Source organism: Stenotrophomonas maltophilia group sp. Smal32, assembly GCF_030237085.1.
Lineage (GTDB): Bacteria > Pseudomonadota > Gammaproteobacteria > Xanthomonadales > Xanthomonadaceae > Stenotrophomonas > Stenotrophomonas maltophilia_Q.
The window spans coordinates 56,007-74,054 of sequence record NZ_JASJSI010000008.1 but is presented as its reverse complement, the minus strand read 5'-3'; the positions used below and the strand labels follow the sequence as shown (position 1 = coordinate 74,054).

General features: G+C 61.0%; 17 protein-coding genes. 10 read left to right on the top strand and 7 right to left on the bottom strand.

The window, feature by feature from the left end:
• Positions 1-656: 656 nt before the first annotated feature.
• The gene (locus QRO91_RS03740) at positions 657-923 is read right to left on the bottom strand and encodes a hypothetical protein (RefSeq protein ID WP_197650416.1); all 267 of its coding nucleotides are present in this window, start codon (positions 921-923) and stop codon (positions 657-659) included.
• Between the two features lie 260 nt (positions 924-1,183).
• Here QRO91_RS03740 and mobQ point away from each other — a divergent pair, with 260 nt between their 5' ends.
• Entirely contained in the window at positions 1,184-2,707 is a 1,524-nt protein-coding gene (mobQ, locus tag QRO91_RS03735) for a MobQ family relaxase (protein WP_285310263.1), read from the top strand.
• A gap of 361 nt (positions 2,708-3,068) precedes the next feature.
• Here mobQ and QRO91_RS03730 read toward each other — a convergent pair whose 3' ends face one another.
• Positions 3,069-3,371: a hypothetical protein gene (locus tag QRO91_RS03730; RefSeq protein WP_151458198.1), complete on the bottom strand. Its 303-nt coding sequence runs from the start codon at positions 3,369-3,371 to the stop codon at positions 3,069-3,071.
• Between the two features lie 211 nt (positions 3,372-3,582).
• On the opposite strand from QRO91_RS03730, the gene QRO91_RS03725 reads away from it, so the two are divergent.
• Positions 3,583-4,383 carry a lysozyme inhibitor LprI family protein gene (locus QRO91_RS03725; protein ID WP_197650414.1) on the top strand — a complete coding sequence of 267 codons (801 nt, stop codon included), beginning with the start codon at positions 3,583-3,585 and terminating at the stop codon, positions 4,381-4,383.
• A 30-nt stretch (positions 4,384-4,413) separates the two neighbouring features.
• Here QRO91_RS03725 and QRO91_RS03720 read toward each other — a convergent pair whose 3' ends face one another.
• A complete protein-coding gene (locus QRO91_RS03720) occupies positions 4,414-4,896 on the bottom strand; it encodes a hypothetical protein (RefSeq protein WP_197650413.1) in 483 nt (160 codons plus the stop codon).
• A gap of 20 nt (positions 4,897-4,916) precedes the next feature.
• Entirely contained in the window at positions 4,917-5,702 is a 786-nt protein-coding gene (locus QRO91_RS03715; RefSeq protein ID WP_164190974.1) for an NYN domain-containing protein, read from the bottom strand.
• Positions 5,703-6,261: 559 nt separating this feature from the next.
• Between QRO91_RS03715 and QRO91_RS03710 the strand changes: the two genes are divergently transcribed.
• From QRO91_RS03710 to QRO91_RS03685, 6 genes are all read left to right on the top strand, one after another.
• Positions 6,262-7,044: an SDR family NAD(P)-dependent oxidoreductase gene (locus QRO91_RS03710; protein WP_164190977.1), complete on the top strand. Its 783-nt coding sequence runs from the start codon at positions 6,262-6,264 to the stop codon at positions 7,042-7,044.
• 34 nt (positions 7,045-7,078) lie between these two features.
• The gene (locus QRO91_RS03705; RefSeq protein WP_031421695.1) at positions 7,079-7,420 is read left to right on the top strand and encodes a carboxymuconolactone decarboxylase family protein; all 342 of its coding nucleotides are present in this window, start codon (positions 7,079-7,081) and stop codon (positions 7,418-7,420) included.
• A gap of 91 nt (positions 7,421-7,511) precedes the next feature.
• Positions 7,512-8,075, top strand: a complete 564-nt coding sequence (locus tag QRO91_RS03700) for a TetR/AcrR family transcriptional regulator (protein WP_164190980.1) — start codon at positions 7,512-7,514, stop codon at positions 8,073-8,075.
• A gap of 110 nt (positions 8,076-8,185) precedes the next feature.
• Entirely contained in the window at positions 8,186-8,857 is a 672-nt protein-coding gene (locus tag QRO91_RS03695) for a DsbA family oxidoreductase (RefSeq protein WP_164190983.1), read from the top strand.
• An 82-nt stretch (positions 8,858-8,939) separates the two neighbouring features.
• The gene (locus QRO91_RS03690; protein WP_164190986.1) at positions 8,940-9,500 is read left to right on the top strand and encodes an OsmC family protein; all 561 of its coding nucleotides are present in this window, start codon (positions 8,940-8,942) and stop codon (positions 9,498-9,500) included.
• Positions 9,501-9,569: 69 nt separating this feature from the next.
• A complete protein-coding gene (locus QRO91_RS03685; protein WP_285310262.1) occupies positions 9,570-10,691 on the top strand; it encodes an alkene reductase in 1,122 nt (373 codons plus the stop codon).
• A 281-nt stretch (positions 10,692-10,972) separates the two neighbouring features.
• On the opposite strand, the gene QRO91_RS03680 is transcribed toward QRO91_RS03685, so the two are convergent.
• From QRO91_RS03680 to QRO91_RS03670, 3 genes are all read right to left on the bottom strand, one after another.
• Positions 10,973-12,202, bottom strand: coding sequence for a nuclease PIN (locus QRO91_RS03680; RefSeq protein WP_285310261.1), 1,230 nt, complete (start codon positions 12,200-12,202; stop codon positions 10,973-10,975).
• Between the two features lie 218 nt (positions 12,203-12,420).
• On the bottom strand, positions 12,421-14,286 hold the full coding sequence (locus QRO91_RS03675) for an SIR2 family protein (protein WP_197650409.1): 1,866 nt from the start codon (positions 14,284-14,286) through the stop codon (positions 12,421-12,423).
• 414 nt (positions 14,287-14,700) lie between these two features.
• Positions 14,701-15,093: a barstar family protein gene (locus tag QRO91_RS03670; protein WP_197632040.1), complete on the bottom strand. Its 393-nt coding sequence runs from the start codon at positions 15,091-15,093 to the stop codon at positions 14,701-14,703.
• A 182-nt stretch (positions 15,094-15,275) separates the two neighbouring features.
• Between QRO91_RS03670 and QRO91_RS03665 the strand changes: the two genes are divergently transcribed.
• The gene (locus QRO91_RS03665; protein ID WP_197650408.1) at positions 15,276-17,498 is read left to right on the top strand and encodes a methyl-accepting chemotaxis protein; all 2,223 of its coding nucleotides are present in this window, start codon (positions 15,276-15,278) and stop codon (positions 17,496-17,498) included.
• A 165-nt stretch (positions 17,499-17,663) separates the two neighbouring features.
• Entirely contained in the window at positions 17,664-18,032 is a 369-nt protein-coding gene (locus tag QRO91_RS03660) for a glycine zipper 2TM domain-containing protein (RefSeq protein ID WP_049426710.1), read from the top strand.
• Positions 18,033-18,048 lie beyond the last annotated feature (16 nt).

The window sequence follows — 18,048 nt, the reverse complement described above, 5'->3', positions numbered from 1 at the left end:
CAGCCTTGGCCTCTTCCAAGTTCCCAGGACGGGAGGGTGAAACAGCCTCGGCGGGCCCTCTGTTCGACTCCTGCGCGGGGGCCAGTGGCGGGTGGGCCACGGAATCGATGGGCCGAGCAACTTCTGCCACAGCAGCGCCTGCCGATCTGGCGGGGGCACCCGATTCAATGCCCGCCGGTCCGCCCGTTTGGGCGGCTACCGGGCGCGGCGCTTGTTGCGCTGAACGCCGCGAGGAAAGGGCGGATGCCTCCATCAACTCGGCCAAGGTCGGCTCTGGAGTGGGCAGCGGCTGGGTGGGAGAGGGTGGCCCTTTCGGGCGCATCGCCTGCCACTTGGCCCAGAGCCAAACGGCAGTGGCCACCGCAACGACGATCCCCAAACCGATCCAGACTTCCTTTGGTACCAACGCTATGACGACCAGCACTGCGACAATCCAGCCGCCTGCGGTTTGCTTCCTTCTCGCCATGTGGCCCCCTGCCTTTGGCGCTTCCTTCGGGCCATTGTAGCTCGCCCGTCAGAAGGGGGACGCGCATCGCGAGGAAGGGGCGGGGGGACCGACTTGGATCGGGTTCCGCCCATTCAGTATTTTCACCCATATTCCTGGAGTGCCTGACCCATGCCTCGGCGTTGATGGCCGGTCCAGGGAGCGGGGATGATCAGTGGGGCGGTGAGAACCGTGTTTCGCCCACCGCGAGCAAGTGCCGCTTCAAGGCTGCGACGATCTCATCGTCTGGCAGGTTTTGGGCACCGGCCAGGAAGACGAGTTCGGCCACTTGTCGCCTGCGCTTGGCGTCGTCGCGGCGTTTGATGGCTTTCTCCCGGGCATCCTGCCGCTGATGCGCCAGAAGCTCCCTGGCTTGAAGCTGGGCCAGCCGATGGGTGGCCCGCTGGATCTGATCGCGGTAATGATTGGTGGACGACATGCTCTTCTCCTTGTGAAGTGTCCTTCAGTGAAGCAATGATTTCTCATCCGTCAACCTATCGATGGCGACATCGTTTTCGCGCTTGAAGCAATTCGGAAAATCACAAAGAAGAGAAGCAAAAGCGAAGAGCGAAAAGCGCACTTAGGCATCACAAGTGATGCGTGCGCAAAGGGCTTCGCCCCTTGAACCCCAAGCCGCTTTGCGACTTGCCAACGGCAAATTCGAAGGCATAAAGAGTTCAAAGAACTGGAGCTCTCTGCATGGCGATCTACCACACCCGGGTCAAAACCTTCTCTCGTGCCAAAGGCCATTCGGCCGTTGCCGCCGCGGCCTACCGTGCCGGACTCTCGCTCGTCGACGAGCGTACGGGAGCGCGGCACGACTACTCCCGCAGAGGGGGCGTGGTCGAGAGTCGCTGGGTGGTGCCCTTGAAGGCGCCCGACTGGTCTCTCGACGCCGCCAAGCTCTGGCAAGCGGCCGAAGCGGCAGAGAAGCGAAAAGACGCGACCGTAGCGCGCGAGTTTGAGATCGCGCTGCCGCACGAGCTCGACGGGCTGCAGCGCTCTGCCCTGACGGCGGACATCGCCCGGGCATTGGTTGATCGCTACGGCTTTGCAGTCCAAGCCAGCATCCACTCGCCGGGCAGCAACGACGGACTCAATTGGCATGTGCACATCCTCGCTACCACCCGCCGCTTGGATGCCGAAGGGCTTGCCGACAAAACGCGCGAGCTCGACGGTGGACCCTCGGGGCGCAGCGAAGTGGAGTGGCTCCGGGCGATGGTGGCCCAGCTAACAAACCAGCACCTGGCCGCTGCCGAGATCCCAGTGTCCGTCGATCATCGAAGTTTGGAAGCGCAAGCCGAGGACGCCCTTGAACGCGGAGACATCGTCGCGGCAGCAATTCTGGGACGGCGCCCAACGATCCACCTGGGCCAGCAGGTCTCAGCATTGGAGCGACGAGGCGTGGAGACCGAGGTTGGCAACGCATTGGCCAGCATCGTTGCGGACAATCAGAGGGCTGTGCATCAGACAGCGATACGGTTTGAGAGAGCAGCGACGGACACAGATCATGCCCATGGACATGCGTCGATTCCGCCGAACCGTGTCGAATTGGGGCCGAAATCGGGCCAAAGCTACATCGAGGACGTAAAGGGATTCGGTCGGCGAGGAATTCTGGCCACTCGCACTTTTCCCGATGCACCCCAACCATCGCTGCAATCCCTGATGGATAGCGCATATGGACTTTGGCGTGACCTGGTGGCGGCTGGGCTTGAGGGCGCGCTTCGCTCCACGCGCCTGCTTCTACGTCGCCTGGATTTGACCGTTCGCAACGGGGGCGTGGGGAAAAGGGTGCGCAAGGATATCCAGCGAGCGCTACGGGGCTTGGCCGCCGTGAGGCGACGAGCGACGGAGTGGCTGCGACGGGTAGAGGCCGAACGGCGGGCAGCATCGCTTTTGACGCGAGCGGAGCGGTCTTTGGAGGATTTTGTCGAACAACAGCCCCGACCGACAGGCCCTGCACTGGTGGCCTGGGTCCGGCGTCGCGGACGTCGTTTGGCAGCTGTCGAGCAGCGCTTGGATGCCCTGAGAAAAGCCCGTGCGAAGATTGAGGACGGCCAGGAAGAGGCCTGTGCGGATCAGCTGTCGGCCGCCGTGACAGAATTGGAAGCCAGCAGCAAGGTGGCCCTGGATGGGTTAGACGCGCTGCTCGACGAAACGGGAGTCTCCGCAGAGCTGACTGCATCCACGCAGCAAGCCAGGCCTCGGGCTAAGCTTCACTGATAGGAATGAAAAGCCCCCGCTGTGGCGGGGGCTTTCGACCGTCAATGAAGCGTTTTTCGCTTGGTCATCGACGGCTTGGCAGGGGGCCTGATTCCCCGCCGATCAGCGAGCAGTTGGTCCAACGGAGCCAGATCCTCTCTGACCTCCACACGTTCCTTGGTTGTGGGGGCGGATCGTGCCTGGACGCGGGGCCCGTCGTGAATGAGGTCGACTGGGTTTCCACCTGCTCTCTGGCGCAACACCTCGGCGGCGATCTCCAAGGCCACTCGTACATCATCTGAGCGCTCTCGCTGAGTACGCTGAGACGCTCGTTCGATGGTGCCGCTTAAAACCAGCGCGGCGATTCGGGTTTGTGGGTCAGTCATGGCTCCTCCGCCGTTGGTGTTTGCCCTGGGTTGATCAACTGAGCTTCAATGTGGATGGGTTCGATCGGACTTTTTCCTGCTGACCTGTCCAGAACGCGTTCCGCGAGCTCCAGGGCGATTTGAATGTCCCCCAAGCGCTCTTCGCGAGTGCGATGGACGGTGGGATTGAAGGTGCCGCTCAGAAACAGCGCGGCGATTTGGGTTCGTGGATCTAGCAATGTGCGCCCTCGGTTGGTGTGTGCTCGTAGCCAACCAGTTAAGTGAAAATTAGCAAGGGCACTCAGCAGGGAATTGCGCACACAATTGCTACTTAGTCGAAAAGAACTTGCTGGTTCGGGACCGCCCCTTGGAAAGCCGTTCGCCGTCGCGCAGCCGGTCCCTCAACACGGGCTGACTCGGCCGGCGCTTGGTGACCATAGGCCCAGCATAGCTCGCTAAAGAACTCCGCAACGGGGTCGATAGCGGCATAAGTAGGCCTTGCCCAACATTCGCGACGAGGACAGGATGTCAATGAAGAAACTGGTTCTGAGTGGTGCGTTCTTGCTTCCTGCGCTCGTAGGATGCGGGAAGGCTGGAGCGCCGGAGTGCGGCGATGAGATGACCTTGGACCTGGTTCGCAGCATCATCCAGCGAGAATTAGGGGCGGCCAGTGCTGCTGCCAACTTGAGCGAGGAGCAGCTTCGCGGCGTTCTTCCCATCTCATTGGCCCATCCGACGAGCTTTGACGAAAAGATCAGCCGCTACAGTTGCGAAGCCGATCTGACCGTCCCCTTCAACAACCCTGGGCAGGACGTTTACAAGCTGAGGCTTGAATACACCTCTCAGGCGGTCAATGGTCAACACTTCGCAGAGGTCCAGATACTGCCTGGAGACCTCATCGGCATCGGAACGGCTATCAGCTCCAATGTCCGAAGCCAAACCCAAGTAGTGGCCCCCGCAGCTGCAGCCCCAGTCGAAGAGTCGCAGGCCGTGGAGGTTGATTCTGCTTACGATTCGGCGATGTCGACGAGAGCGGACGATTACCAAGAGCCCAACTCAGACGAGCCGTTGGTCGATGCCTCGTTGGTTGGCCCCAGCTTCGATTGTGTGAACGCGTCGTCGGCCGTAGAGCAGATGATTTGTGCCGACCCGGAACTTGCCCGGTTGGACAAGCAAACTGCAGAGGCATTCGGTGTCGTCCGGGCCCGGTCGATGGACCCGGGTGAGGTTACGGCGAATCAAGGGCGGTGGCGCAGGACGGTACGGGATATATGTGCCGACGAAGCCTGTATAGAGCAGGCCTACCAGACGCGATTGGCCGAGTTGAATTGATTCCGGGGATGTCGCTCGGGCCGGCCCTGCTCAAGGCAGGGGCCGGAGCGTTCCATTCACGACCAGATCAAGAACGCCACTGGCGACGTCGGTCGCGGCTGAAATCCACTGGTTGTCATCGCCAGGGAATGCCTCTTCAAGCGGATCTTCTTTCCCTCCGTGAAAGAGGTTGTTGCGAACCCTGCGGGCGGCTTGCATCAGCGCCCTCGGGTCTGACGCACTCAAGGCTTTGGCCCGGAAGGCGGTGATGTTGTGGCCGCCGTGCACCGTCACCACCTGAACCATGGGACGATCCCGATTCCCGCCCAGAATCTTCTGCTTGGTCGAGTCAGACACGGCCAACGTGAGCAGCTCTGGTTGCATCGCTTCGAGTGCAGCATCGACGGCTTGCCAATTCACACTGGCGGATCCGTTTGAGTAGGCGCCGGTGAATCCGGGGACTCGTTTCAGTGCAAACTCGAGGGCGCCGAACGCTCGGAGCAGGCGAAAGGCACGCAGTGCAGAGGCAGGCATGTTGGACCTATTCTATTGGTCTACTTGGCATCGCCGGCAGGGCTGGGCGCAAGCCCAACCGACCAGTTGCCGCCCGGTTCCTGCTGTGGTGAGAGCAGGTCGTAGGTCTTGACCATGTTCAGCAGCCCGGAATGGCCATAAGCATTTGGGGTGAACGATGGGTTGGTTCGCCGCAAGTATTGCCCCAGTGCGCCCAGGCCCACCTTCCCCTCCGAAGTCTCACCTGCAAGCAGGGCCACCGCATCCACCAGGAACCGAGGCCGGCGTTTGGGCAGGGGACGCACGTCGATTGAAATGTGCTCCACTTTGCCGGGACCTGTGCTCGCTGATTCGTTGAGACCAGTAGTGTTACGCCCAGCAGCCGAAACGCTCTCCCAGAGGAAGAATTGGTCGCATGCGTTGCGCAAGGCGAGCGGTGTCTTGGCCTCGCCGACAATGCAAACGGTTGCGCCGCGCTCACGGAGCTTTCGGCAGAGGTAGGCAAAGTCAGAGTCGCTGGTGACCAGGCAGAACGTGTCCGCCCTGCCGTCGAACATGGCTTCCTGAGCGTCCAAGGCCAGGGCGATGTCCGATGTGTTCTTCCCCGCAACGTACTGGTACTGAAGGCAAGGCGTAAACGCTTGTTGGACCATCACTTCCTGCCAGCGGTTGGCGAGAGTGGCGTGGTTTCCATAGCCCCGGCGCAACACGACTCGACCGAACTGAGCACCCATCAAGAGCGCGTGGTCGACTATCTCAGGACTGACGTTATCGCAGTCCACTAAAACAGCCACCTTGCAGTCCTGAGGGGCGCTTCCGTTTGCCATATGCCAGCCTTGGTTTGGGTGTTCCCCTATCAGTCTTTGCCTCATCAGCGGGGCTGCGGTGGGGTTTTGCAGTCCCTCAACGGATCTTACACTCAGCTTCAGTAGAAATTGGATCGCCTCTGGCGCAATGCCAAGGAACCGTCGGCTGGACGGGCTCGCCCACGGTACCGCGTGGGTTTTGGGTGTCCGACGTCGAATGGAACCTTTGCTTTCCAGGACATCCCGCCGTCGAGGTGCTTCGCGGATGGTTGGGTTGGTGCAGAAGCCAAGATGCGTGCGTTGGCGCGTCCTTCTGGTATCGCATCGCCACCTCATCGCCCCGAAGACCGTTCAATGCACTTACCCCTCAAGTCTCACGCCGGATCTCAGCCCGCCGGTCGCTGTAAAGGCATGCAATCAGAGATGGCGCGTTCTCTCTGATTCGTTGCCAATGCCACCTACCGGCAGCAAGAACAATGAACGAATAGTAAACGAAAGCCCCGCCTCTGTTGACTATGCCCGAATGTCGGCTCAGGATGCCTACCAAGCAGTAGGTAGAGTCCCTCACTTAGGAGCAACTATGAACACCCAGCCGTTTGAAGGTCGCAAGCTTTTGGTCGTTGGCGGCACCAGTGGAATCGGTCTTTCGGTCGCAGAAATGGTCGCAGAGCAGGGAGGTTCGGTCGTGGTGATCGGCAGCCGTGCTGAGAAGGCGGAGGAGGCACGCGGCTCGCTGGCGTCGATCGCTGGGGAGGGCAGGGTCTCCGCGTATGCCGCAGATCTCTCGAAGACCTCGGCCGTTGAGGCGCTGCTGGCCAATCTGAAGGCCGAGCACGCGGACATTGATTTGCTGGTCAACTCGGCAGGGATCTATTACCCGAAGTCGTTCCTGGAGCACTCGGGGGAAGACTATGACAACTTCCTGAGCTTCAACCGGTCGATGTTCTTCATCACGCAGCAAGTAGCAGCAGCTCTGGTGGCCCGTAAGAAGCCAGGTGCCATCGTGAACGTCACCGCGGTCGCTGCTCGCCAGGCCATGAAGACCGTCCCGGCATCGGCGTACTCCATGGCCAAGGTTGGGCTCGACGCGATGACCAAGCATCTGGCGGCTGAACTGGCCGAGCACCAGATCCGCGTGAACTCGGTCAGCCCTGGCATCGTGGAAACCAAGATCTTCGAACGTTTCATCCCCAGCGATCAACTTGGTGGTGCGCTTGAAAGCTTCCACAACGTCCACCCTCTCGGCCGCAACGGATCGCCCCGCGACGTAGCAGAAACCGTGACCTTCCTGCTGTCGGACAAGGCTTCCTGGGTAACCGGCGCTGTGTGGGACGTGGATGGCGGCGTCATGGCTGCGCGCTAAGAACCAACTCAAATCAATCAAATAGGTGAAGCAAATGGAAAAGAAGTGGCTCAATGAACTGTCGGGGGTCATCAAACGTGTCACCCGATTCAACAAGACGAACGCGCCCGTCGCGTCGGCCTTTCACAAGTTGGAAACGGCCACCAGGGAAGGCAATGTCCTCGACGCCAAGACGCACGAGCTGATCTCCTTGGCGGTAGCGGTCACCACCCGCTGCGACGGCTGCATTGCCGCCCATGCAGGGGCAGCCAAGCGGGCCGGCGCGACGAAAGAAGAAGTAGCCGCGGCGTTGGGCACGGCTATCGCTTTGAACGCTGGGGCTGCTTACGTCTACTCGTCGCGGGCGTTCGAAGCGTTTGAAGAGCTGGAAGCCTAATCCGCCCGAAACAACCCATCGTGCCGGCCTTGACACTCTACCATGTGGTAGGTAGTCTAGCTTTATAGAAATAACTCTTGGAGACCACGGTATGGCCGTCGGAACACGCGAAGCCTTGGTGCAAACCGGCGAAAGCCTGATGCGCACGAAGGGCTATGCAGCCTTCAGTTATGCGGATCTGGCCGACACGGTGGGCATTCGCAAGGCGAGTATTCACCACCATTTCCCGACCAAGGAAGACCTGGGGACGGCGATCGTGGAAGAGTATGTCGAGCGCGTACGCAATGACTTTGCGGTCATTGAGCGCTCGAATACCACGGCACTGGGGCGGGTGGAGGGCTTTGTAAAGGCCTTTCAGGCCAGCGCCACTGGCGGACTGCTGCCGTTGTGCGGTGCACTGGCGGCGGAAATGTCGGCCCTGCCGGCGGGCCTTCAGCAGCTGACTCATCGCTTCTTTGACATGCAGTTGGATTGGCTGGAGTCCGTATTCAACGCCGGCATTGAGGCAGGTGAGTTTGCCCGTGGATCCGGTGCTCGTCCGAAGGCGCATGCGCTGTTGAGCCTGTTGGAAGGCGCCAGCTTCATTGGATGGGCGACCAAATCCGCCGGCGCGCTCGATGAACGCTTGATCCTGCGAATGATCCAGGAAGCGTAATTTCCGTTTGATCGGCCCTTGCTGAGCCGATGGGCATCAGCAAGCAAAAAACTTGAGTCACATACCTACCTACTACATGGTATGTATTTGTCGAAGGAATGGAGAGTGAGATGAAGTCGGTGAAAGTCGAGGTGTGGGCGGATTTCGTGTGCCCTTGGTGCTGGATCGCAAAACGGCGGTTCGAAAGAGCAGTGGCTGCCGTTTCGGGCCAGGTGAACGTCACTGTGTCTGAGAAGGCTTACCGCTTGGCGCGCGGCGTGGCACCGATGGCGTTCAAGTCAGCGCTCTACCAGAAGTTCGGCGGAACCTCAGGGGCCGAGCGAATGATGGCAGCGGTGCGAGAGCACGGGCTTTCGGAGGGCCTGGACTATCGCTTCGACACCATGCGGTTTGGCGACACGAGCGCAGCGCATGCGCTGGTCAAGAGCATTGCCTCGCCGACCCAGGCCAAGCAGATGAGCGAACGCCTCTACAAAGCGGTCACCACCGACGGGCTGGACATCTTTAACCCCAGTGTGCTGCTGGCGCTGGCTGAAGAACTCGGCATCTCCGAGCTGGAGGTCAACAACACCGCTGCTGCAAATCAGATCGCCCAGGACGAGGCAGATGCCAACCAGGTGGCCAACGGCGTGCCGCTCTTTGTCTTCAACAACAAGGTCTATCTGTCTGGCGCCCAGGAAAGCGCTGTGTTCGAACGTGCATTGCTCGATGCGGCGGTGGATGCGCCGGTATCGATGAACGAATCGGCGGCGGAAAGCTGCGGCATAGACGGCTGCCGCTGACCCTGACGACAACCAACGAATCGGGCCGCTCACCAACTGGACCTGCCCACCGCGCTTCTGGCGCACTACGAGGATCAATCTCATGAACAATCATCTCAACGGCATCGACGTGGCATCCCTGCAGGCGTTTGCTCAGGAAGTTGCAGAGACCACCAATCCGGAAAGGCGCACTGCGCGTTTCAATGTCAAGACCAAGTGGGAGAACCAGACCCGCACGGTGGCGACCGTCCAGCGTTACTCCATGCGTGGCGAGGAGTACCCGCGTCACTTCGAAATCGCGGCAGATGAGCCGTTGGAGTTCCTTGGCCAGAACACTGCACCCAATCCCCAGGAACTCCTGATGGCCGCGCTCAATGCGTGCCTTTCCGTCGGCTACGCCGTCAACGCGGCAGCAATGGGCATTGCGATTGAGCACCTGGAAATTGAAACCGACGGTGCACTGGATCTGCGCGGAGTGCTTGGGTTGGACGAGAACGTCAACCCGGGCTACGACGAGGTCACCTACACGGTGCGCCTGCGCACGAATGGCACCCGCGAGCAGGTGGAAGAACTGCACCGCATCGTGACTCGCACCTCCGCGAACTACGCCAACTTTTCCAAAGCCATTCGCATGGTCCCGACGCTCGAAATCCTGGGCCAGTGACCGGGCGCTTAGTCCACTGATCGACCACGGCCACGACCTGGCTGAAAAAGTTAAAACGAGAAAAATCCCATGAGCAAGCTGTTCACACCCCACAACCTGGCGGGCCTGTCGCTGGCCAACCGTGTCGTCATGGCACCGATGACCCGCACGCGGACTCCAGACCACACCCCGACGGAACTGACCGCGCTCTACTATGCTCAGCGAGCATCGGCGGGCTTGATCATCACCGAAGGCCTGCCGGTCTCCGAAGAAGGTCGTGGTTACCTCTACACGCCGGGCCTCTACACTGACGAACAGACGGCTGGCTGGCGCAAGGTGACCGAAGCTGTTCACGCCAAGGGCGGCAAGATCTTTGCTCAGCTTTGGCACGTGGGTCGCCTGTCGCACGTGTCGCTTCAGCCGGGCAACGCCGCGCCGGTCTCGTCGGGCGAGATCCCGGCGACCACGACCATGGTCTACGCATGGGCTGAACCAGGCAAAGAAGGCCCGGTGCTGCCCAGCAAGCCGCGTGCCCTGAGCACGGCGGAGGTCCAGCGCGTTGTCCAGGACTTCGCTTCCTCGGCACGCCGCGCGATGGCTGCCGGCTTCGATGGCGTGGAGGTGATGGCGGCCAACGCGTTCCTGTTCGACCAGTTCCTGAGCAGCAAGTTGAACACCCGCACCGATCAGTATGGTGGTTCCATCGAGAACCGTCAGCGTCTGCTTCTGGAAACCATCGACGCCATCGCTGCCGAGATTGGTAGTGACAAGGTTGGCGTCCGTGTTTCACCGTTCGGTCGCATCTACGACATGGAAGCCTTCGACGGTGAAGAAGAGACCTGGGCCAGCGTTGCGCATGAACTCAATGAGCGGACCTTGGCCTATGTGCACCTGAACTATCAGACCACGATCTCGGCCGCGGGCACGCCAGAAGGTTTTGGCGCAGCGTTCCGGAAGGCCTACCAGGGCACGCTGATCGGCGCAGGCGGTTTCACGCAAGCCATTGCTGAAGCAGAGCTGGCAAAGGGCGAGCTCGATCTGATCGCCTTTGGTACGCAGTTCATCTCCAATCCCGATCTGGTGGAGCGGATGAAGAACGGCTGGCCGCTGGCAGAACCTGATCGCAGCACGTTCTATGGGGTGATCGGCGCCAAGGGCTACACCGACTACCCGGTCTACGTGACGGAGCTGAACGGCGAAGCGGTCGCCTGAGCCAGCAGTTGAATCAAGGACCTCATCGACAGCAGGCATGGGTGATCGTTCGCTGCGATGCGCGCATCCCCAAAGTCGGTACATGGTCCTTGTTGGCAGAGCATGGAAGGGCTTCTAGAAGCCCTTCCACTTTCGACAGTCTGGAGTGCCAAATAGAGGCCATGCCCGTGAACGGTGTGAGATGAAGCTGGGGCGCTTGAATTTCCCTAACTCCTTTCCAATGGCTTCCAGCCTTCCCTATCATGGCATTGAGCTCCTCTTCCTGATGCCCCGAGCCGAGATTACATAAACAATCGATAGGGGTAGCTGTTTCCAGGAAGGTCCTGGACGTTGGAGATCGTCTTGGCGAGCTTTTGGGAGTAACGGATGCTGACTGGCACCGGGTCGTAGAGTGCATCGTTGTTCCAGTCCATCTTGGTGAGGGCCAGCGTTTCGTGGGCGATCGTTTCCAGTGGTCCGCTGCCCGCGTGACGGGTCAGTACAAGGGGACGGGGGATGCTCTTTCCGCCTTGGTAGTAATCTGATTTGCTTGAAACGTCTGAAACGTTGCCCGCAGCCCAAAGAAGAGCGGACGTGCCAGACCGGGGGACGAAGGTGCCGCGGGGGACTGGGTATCTCGCTGGCTGGGTGCGCGCGGTCCCGCCAGAGGATTTGACCAGCCATACTCCCCGCCAAGTTGGTCTGGAACTGATCTCAATACATTCCACCTCGGGGACAGCGGTCAAGGCGTCGCGAGCACCAAGAACCTCGTCTTCTTTGAACGCATTGCTCTTGTGAATGACCATTCGCCGGGGAAGAATACCCCCATTGCGCTGTTGATAGATCGACAGACTCCGGGCAATAACGGCTCGCATGTCTTCTCGCGACAAGAACGGATTCCTTCGTGCTTCGCGCACGTCCTTGACCGGATCCTTGGCCTCAAACGCCACGAACTGCATGCCGCCCCCGTCCATGTCGAACACCTGCGAGCAGCAGGTGACGAAGTGGGTTTCATCGTTGACCCTCTTCAGCGCGTATGCCAAACCGATGTAGGCAGTATCCGCGGGGACTCCCGCTAGAGGGGCGAGCTTCCAAGGAATGCCGCCAGCTTTGACATAGAGCGCGATCGACAGCCTCCAAGCCAGCTGAGCCTTGTTGGAGAAACTGAAGGTCCGGTCGTTGACCACCTGGGTTGGGATGCCGTGCTTTGCGCCCAATGCCTTGAGGACATCGTGCGCGTCGAACCCGTCGCCGGACGTGTGAGGAAGCCACGCCTCTGGGAGATGGACTAGAACCACGTCAAACTGTTCGTGTCTTATGCTTAGTTGCGAGAGGGCTGCGTCGAAGGCGGCCACCACGCGATGCTGAAGCGGGCCAGATCCTGGAAGATCGTTGATGGAGTCGGGCCAACGGATGTGATTGGCCTTGTCTGAGGAAGCCAAGTCCACACCGAAGACGCTGGCGAAACCGGGAAAATCTGGGGCGTAGCCGCTTCTATCGCTAGCCCCATGTCGCTTTTTCAGCGATGCCATAAGTTCCCCCCGAGTCCAGAACGCACTTGCCGGACCCACTGTGGCGATGCGAACGGTGGGCGTGAACTGGCTGAATGTCTGGGACGAGAAGGGGCCGTAGTGCGCCAGCCCGCGAAGGGGGTGGACGTCTCGACCCCCGGAGTGCTCAGGAGAAAAGGCCAGCTCCGGTTCCGAAAGCAAGGACAGCGGCGGTAGCTGCGAGCGAGAGAAATCTACCATCACTGCCTCCGGTCAAAGTACTTGTCGTGATGTCCAGGACGACTGAAGCCGGTGAGTGGTGAAATGCGGAAAGCCGCATCGACTCCCTCTTGAGCTTCGATTCCGAACGCTTGAAAGGTGATGCCGGGTGGAGAAGTGAGCAAGGTCGCCCACGCGTCGATGATGTTGGCCCAAGGGCCGTTGTACTTGGTTGCCCACCGCTCTCTTCTCCAGTCAGCGGTGGGATCTGGCCGGCGCTGTGACGACCAAGCCAGCGGGTCGCTTTCGGCTGCACTTGAGGGATCAGTCCGCTCGTTGCGCGGCACTTCCACAGCGGTGTATGGGTCAAACCCACACCACCACCGCCCCTCGATCTCTTCCAGCCGAACCGAGATGGCTTCGTTGTAGTTGCGCCCGTGGATCTGTCCGGCGAGCTTTCCGCCATAGGCTTCCTTGAGCTTTGAAAGCTGACTTTCACGACGCTGCCGCTGCTCTTCCGTTTCGCCGTCTCTCGCGCTCGCAACCAGCAGAGAGTGACCGGAGCGCTTGAGTCTGGGAATCAACGGTCGCCGCCGAGCCAACGCGCGCAGAAGGGCGTCGTAGGTGAGTCCTAGCGCCCAGCTGTCTCGGCCGGGGTCCAGCGTCCAGTGCCCGTTTAGCACTGGCTTCAGGCTGTGCAATGACGCGAGGATTTCTGAGTCTTTTCCGAAGGCTGCGAGCTCATTTCCCACCATTGAAACCGCCGCGCGGCACTTACTCGTTTTGAGCATTTCCCGCACCTCAACGATGGAGGACGGGCGGCCCAAGGCTATCCTTCTGGCCGTGAAGGGGAGACTCTCCACCAGCAACGCGGAAAGGCGAAGCACAGGGAACTTCAGAGCTTCCGTTGTACGCACCGGGACAGGCGCTGCGAGCTGTGCGGGCTGGAACGACAGGACATGGTCCAGCAGTGGGGCTGGAAGATTGATTTGATTGAGCAGATCGCCGGCCAACTCATCGAACGTCGCGGACTCGATGATGAAGACATTGACGCCCTTAGAGGCGGCTTTTTCCAAAAGCACCTTCACAGCCGGCAGGAGCTTGGCGCGGGAAGACGCGCACCAATAGAGGCCGCTCGGGAAGGGGTTCTCGTAGGTCAGGGCGGACTCAAGCGCCTCCATGACGGAGGAATCGCGGCCGCTGTAGCCGACTACGACGAGGCCGAAGCGCTTGCAGGCTTCAACCATGGCCCGGCGCAGGTCATGGTCTTGGGAAGCCAGCTCGTTCGTGGTGTTCTTCAGGGATGTTGAACGGTAGTCGCCGTGAAGCTTGGCGATGAGCGGCCAGTCAGACTCATCCAGGCAGCGCGTAGCGAGGTTCGCAGAGTCTAAAGTCGCCACCGTCGGCTTGCCTGCGGTGCCTGGGGGCATTAGCGAAGCCGCTAGCAGGCTGGATTCTTCGATCAGCGGGTCAAAATTGGTCGTAAAGACGCAGGGGGCTTTTGAGGCGCTTATCAGACCGGCCAGCATGCGGTGCCCAAAACAGGGAGTGCCCTTGCTGATGGCGTCAGCGATGTATTGCCGACGATGGGTCTCTTGCGGATATATCGCCTCGAACGCGGCCGCATACTCGGTGGGATCGTTAGGGGGCGGAAGGAGAGGGGTGCGAGAGAAGAACTCTTCAATGCGCTGAACCCATAGTGGATCACTCGGGTCCACGTTTCGCCGGGGGAACCGGGTCTCTTGGCAATAGAGCCTGGCCTTGAAGTCCAGGATCATGTCGTAACCGGTCGGGATGCCCGAGGCCGCAGAAGCGCCGGCACCGAGAAGCCAGGCGTGGAGCTCGGGTCGGAGGGCAAAGGTTGTAGCGAACTTAGATGCAGAAATAACCTGGATGGATTTCGTCATCAGGCAGCTGTTGAGTGACCAAGTGAATGGGACAACTCAATCCTACTACCCCTCGTGTCTCATCTCCTCAGACTCCGAGATTGGAAGCGATTCCAATCAATAAAATGGATAGCGCTTGCTGCAGGGGGGGGGCTTGTTGCGACGGTGTTGCGTTTTAAGCACTGTTTGGCCGTCGATGGGTCAGAGTCGTTGCTGCAGAAGGGTTTGCTTGCATATGATTCCTATGAATCCATCGTGCTTCATCAGCGGGGTGTGTTCGGCGGACTTGTCTTTGGACATGGCACTCGTGGATCAGGGCATCCGGTCGCGCCGGAGGGCGGCGACGGCGGAGCAGGTACAGGGCCGTCCATGGTAACTGCTGGGGCTGGGGGACGCCGCTGCCGATGATGAGCAAAGTACGTGCGGGGCACGCAATCAGGCCGGGATGAGCGTGATCTGCCGGTGGCTGGCGAATATCTCCATGACGATCTCGAAGTAGGTCTGGCCATCGCCCCGTTGCAGGGCCTGCAGCTGGTGGGTGATGGCCTGCGCGTTGAAGTGACCCGGCCCGTCGAGTTTTGCCTGCAGCCAGCGGCGGGTGGCATCGACGCCCAGAGCCGCGCGGCTATGTGCGATGTCGCGCCAGACGAGGGTGACCTGATCGTGGCCAGCCAACGCGCCATAACCGCCATGCAACAGGTCGTCCAGCGCATCCAGGTTCGGCCCGAGCTGCCAGTCCTCGCTTGCCATGAACACGCGGTTGAGTTCGGCATGGAGGCTGCCGATGTCGTGGATCGCACTGCCTTCAATCTGCAGGGTAAGGGGCATGAAAGGATTCCTGGTGTGGAAAATCAAAGATAATCGTTTCGAATATGAATGCGGGTTTAGATAAATTTTTCACGATTTTCCTCGCAGTTGAAGATATTCACGAAGGTATATGCGGAAAAGCTCTTAAAGATTCTCCCGGTCGCGCCGCCACCGATCGTACGGCCATGATCAAGGGAATTGAGATGCTCGCCTTACGCAACCTCCGAGTGGGATCCCGGCTGGGTGCCGGGTTTGGTCTGCTGCTGCTGTTCATCGTGGCCATCGTTGGCCTCGTGCTGTACGGGAATCACCTGAAGTCCGCCCAGTTCGAGAAGGTGGTGGACGTCAACATGGTGAAGATGCGGCTGTTGAACGACATGCTGGATACCAACAACGCGGTGCTGATGCATCGCCGGCTGATGGTGATCAAGCGCGGCGAGGATTTCGACAAGGATTATCAGAAGGCGCAGGAGCTGTCGCAGACCTACGATGGTATCTGGGCCAGGTACATCAAGATTCCACGTGATGCCACCGGCGATACCCTGGTGGCGAAGATCGAGGCGGCGCGCAAGGCTACCGACGCTTCCACCCAGCATCTGCATGAGCGCATGAGGGCCGGCGATTTCGACGGCGCGGCCAAGGAACTGCTGGCCGAACATGGCCTGGCGACGGCCTGGAATGAAGCCATCTCGACCCTGCTGCGGCATCAGGAGGCGCTGACAGCGCGCAGCCGCGAGGAGTACCGCGCGACCGAATTCTGGACCGGCACGTTGTCGATCGTGTTCGGGGTGCTGAGCCTGATACTGGGTTCACTGGCGGCGTGGGCCATCACCCGCAGCCTGACCCGTCCGCTGGCAGGGGCGGTGAAGCTGGCCGACGGTATTGCCGGTGGCCGCCTGGACAGCAGCATCGACGCCTCCGGCAACGACGAGGTGACCCAGCTGCTCCGATCAATGCAGCGCATGCAGGCACAGTTGCAGGCGGTGATGGCGGCGCAGGGCGAGCTGGCCCGCCAGCACGATGCGGGTAGCCTCAGCTACCGCATGGATGAGAGCGCTTTCCCCGGCGACTACGGGCGCATGGTGCACGAGACCAATGCGCTGGTCGGCTCGCACGTGCAGGTGCAGAACCGGCTGATCGAAGTGATGAAGCACTACGCCCGTGGCGACCTGTCGGTGGACATGGATCCGTTGCCGGGCGAGAAGGCGGCGATCACCCAGGCCATGGACGAGACCAAGACCAGCCTGTCGGCGATCAACAGCGAGATCCGCCGGCTGGCGACGGCCGCGGCGGCGGGCGATTTCAGCCTGCGCGGCGATGAAGATCGCTTCGCCTATGATTTCCGCGACATGGTGGCCGGGCTCAATCGCCTGATGCAGACCACCGACGAGAACCTGGTGCAGGTGTCGACGCTGCTGCAGGCGATCTCGCGCGGTGACCTCACCGTGCGCATGCAGGGCGACTTCCACGGCGTGTTCGCCCGCATGCGTGATGACTGCAATGCCACCGTCGATCAGCTCAAGCAGATTGTCGGCCGTATCCAGTCCAGCGCGTCCAGCATCAACCTGGCGGCAGGCGAGATCGCCTCGGGCAACACCGATCTGTCGCGGCGCACCGAGCAGCAAGCGGCGAACCTGGAAGAGACGGCGGCGTCAATGGAGGAACTGACCTCCACCGTGAAGCAGAACGCAGAGCACGCACGCCAGGCCAACCAACTCGCCATCGGTGCGCACGGTGTCGCGTCGCAGGGCGGCGAGGTGGTCGGCCAGGTGGTGACCACCATGTCGGCCATCGAAGCCTCCTCGAAGAAGATCGCCGAGATCATTTCGGTCATTGATGGCATCGCATTCCAGACCAACATTCTGGCGCTTAACGCTGCAGTGGAAGCCGCTCGTGCCGGCGAGCAGGGCAGGGGCTTTGCGGTGGTGGCCAGTGAGGTGCGCACACTGGCGCAGCGCTCGGCCGGCGCGGCCAAGGAGATCAAGGGCCTGATCGAGGATTCGGTCGGCAAGGTCGCCGATGGATCGGCGCTGGTCCGCCAGGCCGGCACCACGATGGGCGAGATCGTGGCGTCGGTGCAGCGCGTCACAGACATCATGGCCGATATCTCAGCCGCATCGCAGGAGCAGAGCTCGGGCATCGAACAGGTCAACCAGGCCGTGGTGCAGATGGACGAGACCACCCAGCAGAATGCCGCGCTGGTGGAAGAGGCCAGCGCCGCAGCGCGTTCCATGGAAGAGCAGGCCAACCTTCTGACCGAAGCGGTGTCGGTGTTCCGCACCGGGGCAGCCGTGGCAGCCGTATCGGTCCCGCGCGCGCTTGCGGCGGTAGCGGCCTCGGTCACGCCGGTGAGACGCCCGGCGGTGCTGTCATCGCGCATCGAGCCGACGTTGGCTGCCAATGCGGGTGGTTGGGAAGAGTTCTAGCAACAGCGCATGCCGGTAGGGAGACGGCGCCCATCGCGATGGCTGATCGCGATGGGCGCAACTTTCTTCCTGAACGCGCGATGGCCGATGAGGCGGCGGACACGCGTATTTCACTTCAGATTGCCAGCCCCGGGAGGAGACTTGCGCCATACCGGACCTCAGGAGATGGCCATGAAGACCTCGACCCGACTGCTTGTGCTGGGCACCCTGCTGGCAGCAACGTCCGTTGCCGGCGCGCAGACCTACGGGCCGCGCGACGAAGGACGCAAGTTCAACGATGGCAGCCGAGTGGTCTGCAAGAACGTGGAAGTGCAGCGCAACTCGCGCGATCCCAACCGTATCGCCGGTACCGCTACCGGCGCGGTGATTGGTGGTCTGCTGGGCAACCAGGTGGGCGGTGGCAATGGCAAGAAGCTGGCCACCGTGGCCGGTGCCGTAGCTGGCGGCGCGGCCGGCCGCCAGATCCAGGGCAACAGCCAGCAGAAGAACGGCGACCGCGTGGTCGAACGCCGCTGCGAACGCGTCTACCGCTGATCGGTTACAGCCAGAC

Coding starts and splice junctions, on each gene's coding strand:
- QRO91_RS03740 (WP_197650416.1), bottom strand. CDS start 923: ATGTCGTCCACCAATCATTACCGCGATCAGATCCAGCGGGCCACCCAT.
- mobQ (WP_285310263.1), top strand. CDS start 1,184: ATGGCGATCTACCACACCCGGGTCAAAACCTTCTCTCGTGCCAAAGGC.
- QRO91_RS03725 (WP_197650414.1), top strand. CDS start 3,583: ATGAAGAAACTGGTTCTGAGTGGTGCGTTCTTGCTTCCTGCGCTCGTA.
- QRO91_RS03720 (WP_197650413.1), bottom strand. CDS start 4,896: ATGCCTGCCTCTGCACTGCGTGCCTTTCGCCTGCTCCGAGCGTTCGGC.
- QRO91_RS03715 (WP_164190974.1), bottom strand. CDS start 5,702: ATGGCAAACGGAAGCGCCCCTCAGGACTGCAAGGTGGCTGTTTTAGTG.
- QRO91_RS03710 (WP_164190977.1), top strand. CDS start 6,262: ATGAACACCCAGCCGTTTGAAGGTCGCAAGCTTTTGGTCGTTGGCGGC.
- QRO91_RS03705 (WP_031421695.1), top strand. CDS start 7,079: ATGGAAAAGAAGTGGCTCAATGAACTGTCGGGGGTCATCAAACGTGTC.
- QRO91_RS03700 (WP_164190980.1), top strand. CDS start 7,512: ATGGCCGTCGGAACACGCGAAGCCTTGGTGCAAACCGGCGAAAGCCTG.
- QRO91_RS03695 (WP_164190983.1), top strand. CDS start 8,186: ATGAAGTCGGTGAAAGTCGAGGTGTGGGCGGATTTCGTGTGCCCTTGG.
- QRO91_RS03690 (WP_164190986.1), top strand. CDS start 8,940: ATGAACAATCATCTCAACGGCATCGACGTGGCATCCCTGCAGGCGTTT.
- QRO91_RS03685 (WP_285310262.1), top strand. CDS start 9,570: ATGAGCAAGCTGTTCACACCCCACAACCTGGCGGGCCTGTCGCTGGCC.
- QRO91_RS03680 (WP_285310261.1), bottom strand. CDS start 12,202: ATGGCATCGCTGAAAAAGCGACATGGGGCTAGCGATAGAAGCGGCTAC.
- QRO91_RS03675 (WP_197650409.1), bottom strand. CDS start 14,286: ATGACGAAATCCATCCAGGTTATTTCTGCATCTAAGTTCGCTACAACC.
- QRO91_RS03670 (WP_197632040.1), bottom strand. CDS start 15,093: ATGCCCCTTACCCTGCAGATTGAAGGCAGTGCGATCCACGACATCGGC.
- QRO91_RS03665 (WP_197650408.1), top strand. CDS start 15,276: ATGCTCGCCTTACGCAACCTCCGAGTGGGATCCCGGCTGGGTGCCGGG.
- QRO91_RS03660 (WP_049426710.1), top strand. CDS start 17,664: ATGGCCATGAAGACCTCGACCCGACTGCTTGTGCTGGGCACCCTGCTG.